The organism is Nocardia bovistercoris (assembly GCF_015674855.1).
GTDB lineage: Bacteria > Actinomycetota > Actinomycetes > Mycobacteriales > Mycobacteriaceae > Nocardia > Nocardia bovistercoris.
The window spans coordinates 87735-101742 of record NZ_JADMLG010000005.1; the positions used below are offsets into that span (position 1 = coordinate 87735).

The window sequence follows — 14008 nt, forward strand, 5'->3', positions numbered from 1 at the left end:
GAAGCGACCAAGATTGCAATCAGGAGGCTCAGTGCCCAGCCATGCCAGCGCGCGGATCACGAAGGTACTCGTAGCTAACCGCGGCGAGATCGCCGTGCGCGTGATACGGGCGGCCAAGGATGCCGGAATCGGCAGTGTCGCGGTCTACGCGGAACCGGATGCCGATGCCCCCTTCGTCAAGCTCGCCGACGAAGCGTTCGCCCTCGGTGGACAGACCTCCGCGGAGTCGTACCTCGTATTCGCCAAGATCCTCGACGCCGCGGCCAAGTCCGGCGCCGACGCGATCCACCCCGGCTACGGATTCCTCTCCGAGAACGCCGAGTTCGCCCAGGCCGTCATCGACGCGGGCCTCATCTGGATCGGCCCATCGCCGCAGTCCATCCGCGACCTCGGCGACAAGGTCACCGCGCGGCACATCGCCGAGCGCGCCAAGGCGCCGATGGCGGCGGGCACCAAGGACCCGGTCAAGAACGCCGACGAGGTCGTCGAATTCGCGAAGCAGTACGGCGTCCCGGTCGCCATCAAGGCCGCCTTCGGCGGTGGCGGACGCGGCATGAAGGTCGCGCACTCCATCGAAGAGATCCCCGAGCTGTTCGAATCCGCCACCCGTGAGGCCGTCGCGGCCTTCGGTCGCGGCGAATGCTTCGTCGAGCAGTACCTGGACAAGGCGCGCCACGTCGAAGCGCAGGTCATCGCCGACCAACACGGCAACGTCGTGGTCGCGGGCACCCGCGACTGCTCGCTGCAGCGCCGCTTCCAGAAGCTGGTCGAGGAGGCCCCCGCGCCGTTCCTCACCGACAACCAGCGCGCGCGCATCCACGCCTCCGCCAAGGCCATCTGCAAGGAAGCCGGTTACTACGGCGCGGGCACGGTGGAATACCTGGTCCAGGGCGACACCGTCTCCTTCCTCGAGGTGAACACCCGCCTGCAGGTCGAGCACCCGGTCACCGAGGAGACCGCGGGCATCGACCTGGTGCGCCAGCAGTTCCGCATCGCCGAAGGCCACGAACTCGCGATCAAGGAAGACCCGACCCCGCGCGGGCACTCCTTCGAATTCCGCATCAACGGCGAGGACGCCGGTCGCGGCTTCCTGCCCGCCCCCGGCCCGGTCAACGTCTACCGCGAGCCCACCGGCCCCGGCGTGCGCGTCGACTCCGGCGTCGTCGCGGGCAGCGTCATCGGCGGACAGTTCGACTCGATGCTGGCCAAGCTCATCGTCACCGGCGAGAACCGCACCCAGGCGCTCGAACGCGCCCGTCGCGCGCTCGCCGAATTCGAGGTCGACGGCCTGGCCACGGTCATCCCGTTCCACCGTGCCATCGTCGAGGATCCGGCCTTCATCGGTGACGGCGAGAAGTTCGACGTCTACACCAAGTGGATCGAAACCGAGTGGGTCAACACCGTCGAGCCGTACACCCCGGCGGGCGTCACCGAGGACGAAGACGAGGATCTGCCCCGGCAGAAGGTCGTCGTCGAGGTCGGTGGCCGTCGCGTCGAGGTGTCGCTGCCCGGCAGCTTCTCGGTCGGCGGCGGCGCCCCGGCCTCCGGTAACGGCGTCGGCGTGATCCGCAAGAAGCCCAAGCCCCGCAAGCGCGGCGGTTCCGGCGGCGGCGCGGCCTCCGGTGACGCGGTCACCGCGCCCATGCAGGGCACCGTGGTCAAGGTCGCCGTCGAGGAAGGGCAGTCCGTCGAGGCGGGCGACCTGATCGCGGTGCTCGAGGCCATGAAGATGGAGAACCCGGTCAACGCGCACAAGGCGGGCGTGGTCACCGGTCTCGCGGTGGCGGCGGGCGCCGCCATCACCCAGGGCACGGTGCTGGCCGAGATCAAGTAGGTCGGTTCGAACCGAAGAACTCCCGGAGGGCGGGGGGGGGGGGGGGGGGGGGGGCGCCCCCCCCCCCCCCCCCCCCCCCGCCTCGATTCCGTGATCGCCCGGGACGATCCGCGCGCCTGTCCGCCGGTCCCGAAAGTCCGATCACGATTCGGGCCACGTCATCGGTGGCTGTGATCGTGCACCGCCGGTGTGCGACCGGGGGGCGCGGTGGACCGTGCTGTCGTATCGTGAGCGAGTGAGCTCCGCGCTTGAGTCGACCGTGGCCGATCTGATCCGTGAGCGCCGCGATACGGGCAGCCGTGCCGACGGGAATCGTCTCGTGCTCGTCATCGAAGGCGGCGGCAGCCGTGGTGTCTACGCGGGCGGTATGGTGCTCGCGTTGGAGGAGTTGGGGCTCTCGTCGGTGTTCGACGCGGTCTACGGCACGTCGGCGGGCGCGCTGAACGGCGCGTGGTTCCTGTCGGGACAGGTGGCGCCCGGCATGCGGACCTGGACCGATCCCGAGATCATCCGCCGCACCATCGCACCCGAGCGGGTGCTGCGCGGGCGCGCGGCATTCAACCTGCGCTACCTCGTGCACCAGGTCTACGAGGCCGTCGCGCCCATGGATTTCCGCGCCGTACTCGCCAACCCCACCACCTTCCATCCCGTCGCCACCGACATCTACTCCGGTCGAGCGGTCGACCTGCATCCGCACATCACCGACCAGCGCAGTCTGCAAACCGCCCTGCGTGCCTCCGCCGGACTGCCGCTGCTGGCCGGACCGCCCATCGCGTTCGCCGGTTCCCGGTATTTCGACGGCGGCCTGTCGGAGTCGGTGCCGATTCGAATCGCGGTGCGCGACGGCGCGACCCACGCCCTGATCCTGCGCACCCGGCGCACCGACGAACGCCGCCCACCCGCCTCACTGCTGCATCAGATCGTCGGCGGCGGCTACATGCGCCTGCGCGCCCCCGGCGCCTACCGTTCCTGGATCTCGCGCTCGGGCCAGCAGGACGCCGAGGACGACTTCACCGCCGGACTCGGCGCCACCGCCATGCAGATCCACCCGCCCGCGGGCGCCCCGGAGATCGACAGCGCCTCCCGCGACACCGATTTGATGATCGCCGCCCTCGAACTCGGCCGCATGGCCACCCACGCCGCACTCGCCGCGGCCGTGCGCGCGGCCTGACCGAACCATCCGGCTCACAGCTGGACGGTGACGCCTCCGGAGAGGACGAAATCGTGCAGTTCCAGGTGGCTCGGTGTGGAGTCGGCCGGTAGGTCGAAGACGAGTTGGGTGGTCGCGGCGCCGCCGGGCGGCAGTTCGAAGGAGTAGCCCTGGCCGTGGCTCACGGTCTGCCACGCGGTCGCGGCGGTGTCGTGATCGAGGGTGCGGCCCGCTTCGTCGACGAGCTTCTGTCCGAAAGGCAGGAACCACTTCGTCTCGTCGGAGATATTGCGCACATCGAGGGCCACGATCACGAACGATCCGCGCGGTGTCTGCAACCCGACCCGCGACACCCCGGTGCGCACATCGGTGACCGCGAACTCGAACTTGCCGTCGCGCACCGCCGAACCCGATGGCGCGGCGGTCGGCGGGCTGCCCGGATTCGGTTCCGAACTCTCGGCTACCACCGGCGGACGCGGCATCGTCGTCTCCTGCGAACTACTCGAGGTGCCAGCCGCGATGAGCGCGAAACAGCCCGCCGCGAACGCGAACGGCGCGAGGAACACGACCACCAGCGCGCCGATCACCTTCGACAGCACACCGCCCCGACGCCGACGCGGCGCGACCCACTTCCCGCGCGGGCGAACCGGCACCGGACGGCGTCCGGACCACCGCCGAGCCTGCATCGGCGCGCGCACAGGGTAATTCGTCCGGTACGCGGGTGTCGGCGGGCGGACATACGGCCCGCGGACCGGCACGGGAACGTGCGGCCGATAAGCGGCGGGAGTCGGCGCGACCGGTACCGGCGCGTGCACGGGAACCGGGGCACGCACGGGAACCGGTGGCGCGAGCCGGGTCTGCACCCGCGTCGGAGGCGGTCCGGGTTCCGACATGACCTTCGTCGGCGTCGGCGTGCGCGCGACGCCTTCCGATCCGGCGCTGGAACGCTCTCGCGGCGGGTCGAGTGCGCCGGGATCACGCCCCGCGTCCGCGGCGCCCGCGACAGCACCCGACCGCTCGTCGAGCCGGGTCTCCACTCGCGTCGGAGGCGGATCCGTCTTGGCCGGGGCAATGGAACTAGCTTGTGGCGCAACGGTTTCCACTGGCAATCCGACAGCGACACGGGCCGCGCGGGCGAACTCTCCCGCGCTCGGATGCCGGTCCCCCGGACTCTTGGCCATACCGCGCGCGATCACCTCGTCCAGCGCGGCCGGAACAGCCGGACGCACGGTCGACGGACGCGGTGGCGCCGTCATGAGATGGTCGTGCATCTGCCGCGCCGGATCGGTGTCGCCGTACGGACGGCGACCCGTGACGCATTCGTAGAGCACGCATGCCAGCGAATAGATGTCGGTACGCGCGTCGGAAACGCCGTTGAACCGTTCCGGAGCCATATACGCCCAGGTGCCGATGGCGAGCCCGGTGGCGGTGAGACCCGTCTGCCCGACACCGCGCGCGATGCCGAAATCGATGAGGTAGGCGAACCCGTCGGCGCGGACCAGGATGTTGGAGGGCTTGACATCGCGGTGCACGAGTCCGGCGGCGTGCGCGGTGTCGAGGGCGGCGGCGACCTGGTCGAGGATTTCCACGGCGGCGCACGCTTGCAGCGGTCCGCGCGCGGTGAGCAGCGCGCCGAGATCGGTGCCCTCGACGTAGTCCATCTCGATGAACAGCTGCCCGTCGACCGAGCCGTGACGGTGGATCGCGACCAGGTGCGGGTCGCGCAATCCGGCGGCGAGCTGGGCTTCTCGTTCGAATCGGAGGCGGAAACTCGCGTCGGAGGCCAAGCGGACCGGCAGCAGTTTCAGCGCGACCCGTGCGCCCGCGCGGTCGCGCGCCAGCCACACCTGGCCCATCCCGCCTTCGCCGAGCATCCGCTCGAGCCGGTAGTCACCGAACCGTACGTCCCCCATGTCGAACCTCCCAGTCCTCACCCTCCCCGGTTGTCACAGCTTCGTCGCAGCGGACCTGAGTCCTCGAATGACGGGGCGCGCCAACGAAAGACCAGTTCACGACATGTCCGCCACGCTTACCGGCCTCAACGGAAGCCTAGCCGTGCGACGGCCGCGCGCCCAGTGTGAACCGTGTGAGGTGGCCGACCCGGCTCGTCGCGGCAGCCCGCGCGAGCGCGCTAGCCTTGGTTCGTGGAGGAGCTACCTGACGTCCGGGTCGGCACTGTGGAACGTGAGGACGCGCTGCGGCGCCTGTCGGACCATTTCGCGGCGGGTCGTCTCAGTGTCGCCGAATTCGACGAGCGCAGCGCGGTCGTCGCGGCGGCGGTGACCCGCGGGGATCTGGCCGGGGTGTTCACCGACCTGCCGCAAGAACCGGCGGCGAGTCCGCCCGAGCGGGCAGGCCGGTCGGGGGTCCAGCGGCCCGAGCGGTTGATGGCGGTGCTTCCGATCATCGCCGTCATCCTGTTCTTCACCACCGGCAGTTGGCTGTGGTTCCTCATGATCCCGATCGCGGGTGCGCTGCTGTTCCGCAACGAGCGAACCGCGCGCAGGCGGCGTCGGCGCGAGCGCCGTGGGCTTGACGGACGCGAGCGCCGCGGACTCGACGGCCGCGAACCTCACGGACTGGACGGACGCGAGCGCCGTGGAAGCGACAGCCGCGAGCCTCACGGACGCGACGAAGGCGGTCGAGGCCGCGACAAGGAACTCGACTCCGATCGAAGGAACGAACTCGACTGATGGAACCGATCGAGATCAACGCGGGCTCCTGGTATCTGCGCGCGCTGCGTGCCGACGAGCGCATCGATGACCGCCCCGCCCTCGCTGCGGGCGGCGTCACCGATCCCGACTACGTGCGCCGTCGCACCGCCGAATGGGATGCGGAGACGCATTTCTCGTGGGCCGTGTGCGAGCCGACCACCGCCGAACTGGTCGCGGAGATCGTCGTTACTCCCGGCCCCGACGGGAGCGCCGATGTCGCCGGATGGGCCCGCGACGGCTACGAATCCGCGCTCGCGGACGGGCTCGCCGCGGTGCACAGATTCACCGAGGGCGCACTCGGTCTGCGTCCCGTCTGACGCCACGTCCCGGCGGACACCGAGCGATTCCCGGGATCCACACGAGCCCCTCGGAAACCCGAAGCGCGCTCCTCGCTCGACCCCGCACCGGCCCCTGTGCGGTAGGACTCAATCCACGCGAGCCAGTACCCGATCGATGGCGTCCACGGCGGCGTCGAGTTCATCGACGCGCACGGTGAGCGGCGGCCGGAAGCGGATGCCGCGTTCACCGGTGCCGAGGATGAGAATGTGTTCCTGTTCACGCAGCGCGGCGACCACGTCGTCGCGCAGGCGGGGTGAGGCCAGGTCGATCGCGCACATGAGTCCACGTCCGCGCGGTTCGGTCACGCGGGGGTGGGCCGCGGCGAGTTCCCGCAACCGCCCGAGCAGGTGTTCGCCGAGTGCGCGGGAGCGTTCCACGAGTCCATCGCGTTCCAGCACTTCGAGGATGCGCCTGGCGCGCACCATATCGGTGAGGTTGCCGCCCCACGTCGAGTTGAGCCGGGAACTCACGGCGAAGACGTTGTCGGGCACCTCGTCCACGCGCCCGCCCGCCATCACACCGCAGACCTGCGTCTTCTTGCCGAAGGCGACCACATCCGGCGCGAGCCCCAATTGCCGATAGGCCCACGTGCTTCCGGTCATGCCGACCCCGGTCTGCACCTCGTCCAGCACGAACAGCGCGTCGTTGTCGTGACACAGACGCTGCACGGCCGCAAGGAACTCGGCCCGCAGATGCCGGTCGCCGCCTTCGCCCTGGATCGGTTCGGCGATGAAACAGGCTATGTCGTGCGGGTTCTCGGCGAAGGCGCGGCGCAGTTGGTCGAGCGCGGCGGCCTCGGCGGCTTCGATATCGCGGCCGTCGGCGAGGTAGGGCGCGTCGATGCGCGGCCAGTCGAAGGCCGGGAAGCGGGCGGTCTTGGTCGGGTCGGTGTTGGTGAGCGACATCGTGTAGCCGCTCCGCCCGTGGAAGGCGCCGGTGAGATGGGCCACTTTCGTGCCGAGTTCGGCCCGCCTCCCGTGGGATTCGTTGTGCCTGCTCTTCCAGTCGAAGGCGATCTTGAGCGCGTTCTCGACCGCGAGGGCGCCGCCGTCGACGAAGAACAGGTGCGGCAGGCGCGGGTCGCCGAGGACGCGCGCGAAGGTTTCCACGAATCGGGCCATCGCGACGGTGTAGACGTCGGAATTGCTCGGCTTGTTGACCGCCGCGTCGGCCAGTTCCGCGCGGAACCGCTCGTCGGTGAGGGCCGGATGGTTCATCCCCAGCGTGTTGGAGGCGAAGAATCCGAACATGTCGAGGTAGCTCGTGCCGTCTCGTTCGTCGACGAGCAGGCAGCCTCGGGAGTTCCGTAGGTCGAGCACCAGGTCGAAACCGTCGGCGAGGATATGCGCCGAGAGGATGTCGTGCACCCGTGCGGCGGGGGTGACCGTTGCCGTGTCACCGCCCGTTCGGGTGTGGTCCAGTTCGAGGGTCACATCCGTAGAGTACCGGAAAAATTTACGATATCTCTACGTAATGTCGGATAAATTTTGGTGATCAACTATCTGTCATAGAATGTCTGCAAAATGATGGTGCTCCGGGTCCTCACATTGGCGGTGGCCCTGATCTCCTGGAGCAGCTGCTCGAGGTGCCGAGGGGAGGCGACCCGGACCAGAAGGATGTAACTCTCGTCACCCGCCACCGAATGGCACGCCTCGATGCCGGGGATGTGCTGCAAGACCTCCGGCGCGTTGTCGGGCTGCGAAGGATCGAGAGGAGTGATGGCGACGAATGCCGACAGCAACTGCCCGAGCGCCTCGGGATCGACGTGCGCGGTATACCCGCGGATCACACCGCGCGCCTCCAGTCTGCGCACCCTCGACTGCACCGCCGAGACCGATAGACTCGCCTTCTCCGCCAGGTTCGACAGGGTGGCGCGACCATCGGCCATCAATTCCCGAATCAGCAGGCGATCGATGTCGTCGAGTACTGGTCTTGCCGGTGTATCCGCCATCAGCCGAGGCTAACTCAGCGAACGCTCCTCGTGGCGGAAACATCGACTCGTTCACATCCGGCAACATTCGCGGAACCGGAGGTGACCCGGAGTCGACCACGACGCGACCAAAGGCACAGCGGAACAAAGACATCCACCGACCCGGCCCGACCCGCGGCGAATCGACCCACCGGAGCAAGCGATGACACACACTCTCAGCGATCAGCTGACCCCCGAGCTCGCCGAGCGCGCCACGAGTTTGCTGCGCGCCTTCGGAGCCGATATCCCCGAACCGGGCGAGCTCGTCGTCCGCACCCCCATCACCGGTGGCACCCTGCTGACCCTGCGCCCCGACACCGTCGAAACCGCCGACGCCGCGATCACCCGCGCCGACACCGCGTTCCGCACCTGGCGCACCGTGCCCGCCCCGGTTCGCGCGGCCGTGGTGCGCCGCCTCGCCGAACTGCTCACCGCGCACCGCGCCGAACTCGGCGAACTCGTCACCCTGGAAGCGGGCAAAATCGGCGCCGAAGCCGTCGGCGAAGTGCAGGAGATGATCGACATCTGCGAATTCGCGATCGGACTCTCCCGCCAGCTCTACGGATACACCATGCCCTCGGAACGGCCCGGCCACCGCTTGATGGAAACCTGGCATCCGCTCGGCGTGGTCGGGGTGATCTCGGCGTTCAACTTCCCGGTCGCCGTGTGGGCGTGGAATACGGCGCTCGCGCTGGTCTGCGGTGACACGGTGGTGTGGAAGCCGTCGGACATCACACCGCTGACCGCACTCGCCTGCCACACCCTGCTGCGCCGCGCCGCACTCGACGTCGGCGCCGACCCCGAAGTGCACCAACTGATCCAGGGCGACGCCGAAATCGGAGCGCGCCTCGTCGACGACGAACGCGTCGCCCTGCTCAGCGCCACCGGCTCGGTGCGCATGGGCCGCACCGTCGCCCCGCGCGTCGCCGCCCGATTCGGACGCTGCCTACTCGAACTCGGCGGCAACAACGCCGCGATAGTCACCCCCTCCGCCGACCTCGAATTGGCCGCCCGCGCCATTGTTTTCGCCGCAGCGGGCACCGCGGGCCAGCGCTGCACCACCCTGCGACGCCTCATAGTGCACACCGACGTGGTCGGCCCACTGCTCGACCGCGTCGCCAACGCGTATCGGCAACTTCGCGTGGGCAATCCGCTCACCGACGGCGTCCTCGTCGGACCGCTGATCCACGCCGGAGCCCACGAAAACATGCGCACCGCACTGGAACGCGCACTCGGCGACGGCGGCCGCATGGTCTGCGGCGGCGAACGCGTCCCGTTCGGCGACGACTCCTACTACGTGCGCCCCGCGATCGTCCGCATGCCTGCCCAGACCGCCGTGGTCCGCGAGGAAACCTTCGCCCCCATTCTCTACGTCCTCACCTACCGCGACCTCGACCACGCCATCACCCTCCACAACGCGGTCCCCCAAGGACTCTCGTCCTCCATCTTCACCACCGACCAACGCGAAGCCGAACGCTTCCTCGCCGCCGACGGCTCCGACTGCGGCATCGCCAACGTCAACATCGGCACCTCGGGCGCCGAAATCGGCGGCGCCTTCGGCGGTGAGAAACACACCGGCGGCGGCCGCGAATCCGGTTCGGACTCCTGGAAGTCCTACATGCGCCGCGCCACCAACACCGTCAACTACTCCACCGAACTCCCCCTTGCCCAGGGCATCACCTTCACCTAACCCCCTCTGACCAGGCGATTAGGCCCCACCCCACCGCCCGTGTAGGGTTAAGACATCCGACGCGGGGTGGAGCAGCTCGGTAGCTCGCTGGGCTCATAACCCAGAGGTCGCAGGTTCAAATCCTGTCCCCGCTACAAAGGTCCAGGCCGGAGAAACCACAAGTTTCTCCGGCCTGGCTCATTTCCGTAGGCGATCACCCTCGATTCACGCCTTATCCGCCCGACCGCCGACATGCTCGAAGGTGGCTGCGGTGGCCAATGCAGGTTTGTACGCTGTCCCGGTGGCAGAAACCAAACTTGTTCGTGCGGGCAAGGAAACCGTACTCGCGAATATCGATCGCTACGGGCCCGTAGACGTAATCGCCGAGCTGGTATGGAATGCGCTCGATGCGGAAGCCACACGGATCGAGACCACGGTGGCGATCGGAGCGACAGGAGCGCCCGAAGAGATTGCGGTCATGGACGACGGCCACGGCATCTCTTACGACGATGCCGCCGACATGTTCCTGATACACGGCGAGTCCTGGAAGTCGACGGCGCGGTTCTCGAAGAACGAGAACCGCCCGCTGCACGGTCGACTCGGGCGTGGCAGGTTCCACACCTACGCCATCGCAGAGCAAGCGGAGTGGCGCTCGGTCGCCGGTACGGACGCGGCCCGGTTCGAAACAGTAATCCTCGGCAAGCGCAGTCACCCACAGCAATTCGATTTCGACGGACCGGCTCCGACCAGCTCGCCCTGCGGCACGACGGTGACACTGATCGTTCGTCAGATCGCCAAAGTCAACAGGGTCGTCGACAGCGACCTGAACTTGCCGCTCACCGCCAAACTCGCACCCACGTTGCTGGCGATGCCGCACGTCACCGTCACATACCGAATGCAACCGCTCGATCCGAAAGATCACATAAAATCGGACACCGACATACTGCTGAACACGGATGGCGTATTGCTGCACGGGAAAAGCTATCCGAGACTCCGGTTCGTCGAGTGGTCCTCCGATATGCAGTCGAAGACACTCTATCTCTGCGATCCCGACGGTGCTGTTGTCACCGAGTACGCGATGGCCAAGCTGCCGCCCGCGCCCATACATTGGACGGCTTACCTCCAGTGGGAAGGATTTCGGGATCCGACGCTCATGGATCAGGCAGATCTGCGAGTGCCGGATCTCAAACACGGCGAACTGCTTTCGGCTGTGCATCGGGCGTTGGTAGAGCATCTGAATCAGCGTTTGGACGAGCAGAAGGGAAGCATTCTCGGGGAGTGGAAGGCTCAAGGCGTATACCCGTACAGGGGAGAGCCTGCGAGCACTGCGGAACGACTCGAGCGCGAGATATTCGATATCGTCGCCGTTGTCGCAAGTCCCGCGATCGGGCGCGATGTCAGGCAGAAGCGCTTCTCGCTGCGACTCCTGCAGGAAGCCACGCGAGCGGAACCTACTCGTACCAAGAAGATTCTCAACGCCGTGCTCGATCTTTCCGAAGAGGAACAGTCCGTGCTGGCGGAACTACTGGAACGCACGCGGCTGCCGCTGATAGTACGTACCGCGCAGACCGTGGCGGACCGCACCGACTTCATCTACGGACTACGGCAATTGCTGTACTCCGACGAGACACGAACGGAGTTTCGGGAGGTCGATCAACTGCATCCCATGCTCGCCGCGGAGCCTTGGATATTCGGAGACGAGTGGGCACTGTCGCTCTCGGAGGGCGGACTGAAGCAGGTCGTGGATTCGCTGGTGACCAGGGGACGCAACTCTCTGTATTCCAACACACCGGTGAACCTACCGTCGGGCAGAAAAGGTCGGGTGGATATGGTCTTTTCACGTGAACTTCCCGAGAGCGACCGCACTCGCCATCTGGTTGTCGAGCTGAAGCGGCCGAAGCGAGTCGGCATGGAGGAAGTCAGCCAAGTCGTCAATTACGCGGCCGCGATCACCAATCACCCCTCGGTAACCGGCACACCCCACACCTGGGACTTCTGGCTGGTGACAACCGAGATCGATTTCGGGGTGCGAGCATTCCTCGGTGGAAATACGTCGAGCCCGAATACACACCAAGGCGAAAACTATCGTCTGACGGTGGTCACCTGGGCAGATCTGTTGGATCGGGCGGAACGCCGTGTTCGCGCACTACGGTCGGCTCTCCAACTGGTGTCCGACGAAGAATCCAGCACCAAATACCTGGAGCAGAAGCACGCCGAGTTCATCCCGAGGAAGTAGGCGCGAACGACCACCACGAGATCGCGACTCCTACGTGACCGAATCACCTGCGTAGCTTCACGGCCGCCCTCGCCGCAGGAACCGACGGCCCACCCGCCGGCCCGGCATGGTTCCGACGGCAGGGGACTGCGCTTGTGGTTCAGCGATATTCGTTCGAATCGGATGGGACGGCCACAGGGTTGAATCAACAATGAAATTCGTTACCGAACGAAGAGGTAGCGGTGAAGATTGCGTTTGTCGGCAGGCGGAAGAAGAGTTGGCCGAGCAGATCGATCCGGGATTCGTCCCACGACCCGAGGGCGTCGGAGTCGGGGTCTGATCTTTCGGGCGGGAGGTGAGACGCAATAGAGTCGGCGGCGTAATCGAGTCAACGGTGCGCGAAGGCTGCGGTCGGGTGGTTTGTACGCAGCAAGACAAGTCCGCGTGTCCGTTATGAGCAGATCCAAATCGACCGCTCACCTGGCGAGATTCCGATCGGTTTGTGTAACCGTTCATCTCATGTTCGATAATTACGTTTCCGTAACGTCGGGTGAGGTCCGGTCGCCCGCGCCTCGGCGCGGGTGGCGGCGGTCCCGTCGGATGGCGGGCGCGGTGTTGGCCGCCGCGAGCGCGGTGGCGCTGACCGCGGTGTGCGCCATCACGCTCATGACCGGCTCGACCGGTGTGGCGGCGGCCGAGGAGCCTGGCCCCGCGCCCGCGCCGTCGGCGGGCTGCACGGGCAAGGCCACGCCGAAGGGGCAGACCGATCAGGAGTTCAAGGGCAAGGAGAAGTCCGGGCTCTATATCCAGAACGTGCCGGCGGGCGCGGACAAACCCCTACCGCTGGTCATCGACCTGCACGGACTGCTGGAATCCAAGGAGATCACCCACGAGGGCGCCAAGTTCGGGCAGCTCGGTGAACAGAAGGGCTTCCTGACCGTCACGCCGCAGCTCGACCGGATCGGGCCGTCGATGTGGGAATTCGGGCCGGACTCCACCGATATCGACTGGATCGGCGAACTGCTGACCCACGTGGAATCCAAGCTGTGTGTGGACAAGCGACGAGTCTTCGTCAGCGGGTTGTCGAACGGCGCGTTCGCGACCAGCTCCGTCGGCTGTCGCCTCGCCGACCGGATCGCCGCCATCGCGCCCGTCGCCGGACTGCGTGACTTCAGCTGGTGCAAGCCCGCACGGCCGGTGCCTGTCATCGCGTTCCACGGCACCGCGGATCCGATCGTGTCCTATGACGGCGCCGCGGCAAGCGGATCGGGCACCGGCTCGGCTTCCGGTTCCGCGTCGGGCTCGGCTTCGGGCTCGTCCGGCGAGAACTCGCTCGGCGGCGCGGGTCCGGTGAGCGCAGCCGCGCAGGCGTGGGCCAAGCGCGACGGGTGCACCGGCGGACCGCAGCGCCGACAGATCGCCTCCGACGTCGTGCTCGACAGCTTCACCTGCCCGACCGGCATCGACGTGCAGCTGTATTCGGTCGTCGGCGGCGGCCACATCTGGCCGGGCACCACCTCGACCATCTACCCGGCCGACATCGTCGGCCCGAACACCACCTCGATCGACGCGACGGCGCTGATCTGGGACTTCTTCCGCACCCACCCGATGGCAGGCTGACCTCGGCCGCAAACCACCGCCGGGGCGCACGCCGCCCAGCGGCGGTCGGATCGGAGTAATCCGATCAACGGCACGGCCACGGGACGACCCCCCTCGACGTCCCGTGGCCGTGCCGATCGCCGTCACCACCCAGCGGCGGTCGTCGCACCACACCCCGACTCGGGCTGTTCGCGGCCGCGAGTCGACCGCGATGCGCCTGCGACGAATCGGCCGCTCCCGAGCCGCCGTCGAGCGCACTCGGCGTGACCAGCGTGAAGACCCGTCGGTTCGCCACGCACCCCCTCGAGCGCCGTCGCGGAGACGGCAATGCGATCATCGAACGGCGCGAGACGTGCCACGCATATCGTTGCGTAACCAGGTTTCCACTGGTTAGGGTGATCCGGGACACAACCGGCTCCGACCGACTTCCATTTCGGCAGTCCGGTTTACAAGAAGGCGTTACGCCTAGAAGTAGGCTCGATTATCGGTGTTTGGCAGCAGATTGTTCAGTACGTTCTC

The 14008-nt window shown here is 67.4% G+C and carries 9 protein-coding genes, 1 tRNA gene and 1 pseudogene; 8 read left to right on the forward strand and 3 right to left on the reverse strand.

The genetic code is table 11. The features are described from left to right. Positions 1–31 precede the first annotated feature (31 nt). Together IT779_RS14135 and IT779_RS14140 are read left to right on the forward strand one after the other, a co-directional pair. Entirely contained in the window at positions 32–1834 is a 1803-nt protein-coding gene (locus IT779_RS14135; protein ID WP_196149765.1) for an acetyl/propionyl/methylcrotonyl-CoA carboxylase subunit alpha, read from the forward strand. A gap of 235 nt (positions 1835–2069) precedes the next feature. Then, a complete protein-coding gene (locus IT779_RS14140) occupies positions 2070–3005 on the forward strand; it encodes a patatin-like phospholipase family protein (protein ID WP_196149766.1) in 936 nt (311 codons plus the stop codon). Between the two features lie 14 nt (positions 3006–3019). On the opposite strand, the gene IT779_RS14145 is transcribed toward IT779_RS14140, so the two are convergent. Continuing rightward, a complete protein-coding gene (locus tag IT779_RS14145; RefSeq protein WP_196149767.1) occupies positions 3020–4897 on the reverse strand; it encodes a serine/threonine-protein kinase in 1878 nt (625 codons plus the stop codon). Between the two features lie 231 nt (positions 4898–5128). Between IT779_RS14145 and IT779_RS14150 the strand changes: the two are divergent. Together IT779_RS14150 and IT779_RS14155 are read left to right on the forward strand one after the other, a co-directional pair. After that, a pseudogene (locus IT779_RS14150) lies at positions 5129–5512 on the forward strand (DUF1707 SHOCT-like domain-containing protein); the annotation flags it as partial. Positions 5513–5676: 164 nt separating this feature from the next. Beyond that, a complete protein-coding gene (locus IT779_RS14155; protein WP_196149769.1) occupies positions 5677–6015 on the forward strand; it encodes a hypothetical protein in 339 nt (112 codons plus the stop codon). Positions 6016–6123: 108 nt separating this feature from the next. Here IT779_RS14155 and lat read toward each other — a convergent pair whose 3' ends face one another. Both lat and IT779_RS14165 read right to left on the reverse strand, forming a co-directional pair. After that, on the reverse strand, positions 6124–7470 hold the full coding sequence (lat, locus tag IT779_RS14160) for an L-lysine 6-transaminase (RefSeq protein WP_196149770.1): 1347 nt from the start codon (positions 7468–7470) through the stop codon (positions 6124–6126). 65 nt (positions 7471–7535) lie between these two features. Continuing rightward, positions 7536–7988, reverse strand: coding sequence for an Lrp/AsnC family transcriptional regulator (locus IT779_RS14165; RefSeq protein ID WP_196149771.1), 453 nt, complete (start codon positions 7986–7988; stop codon positions 7536–7538). A 181-nt stretch (positions 7989–8169) separates the two neighbouring features. On the opposite strand from IT779_RS14165, the gene amaB reads away from it, so the two are divergent. The 4 genes from amaB (at position 8170) to IT779_RS14185 (ending at position 13510) form a co-directional block, all read left to right on the forward strand. Further along, a complete protein-coding gene (gene amaB, locus IT779_RS14170) occupies positions 8170–9696 on the forward strand; it encodes an L-piperidine-6-carboxylate dehydrogenase (protein ID WP_196149772.1) in 1527 nt (508 codons plus the stop codon). A 60-nt stretch (positions 9697–9756) separates the two neighbouring features. After that, positions 9757–9830 (forward strand) — tRNA-Met (locus tag IT779_RS14175). A gap of 146 nt (positions 9831–9976) precedes the next feature. After that, a complete protein-coding gene (locus IT779_RS14180) occupies positions 9977–11911 on the forward strand; it encodes an ATP-binding protein (protein WP_196149773.1) in 1935 nt (644 codons plus the stop codon). Positions 11912–12490: 579 nt separating this feature from the next. Further along, positions 12491–13510, forward strand: coding sequence for an alpha/beta hydrolase family esterase (locus IT779_RS14185; RefSeq protein ID WP_196149774.1), 1020 nt, complete (start codon positions 12491–12493; stop codon positions 13508–13510). Positions 13511–14008: the final 498 nt, after the last annotated feature.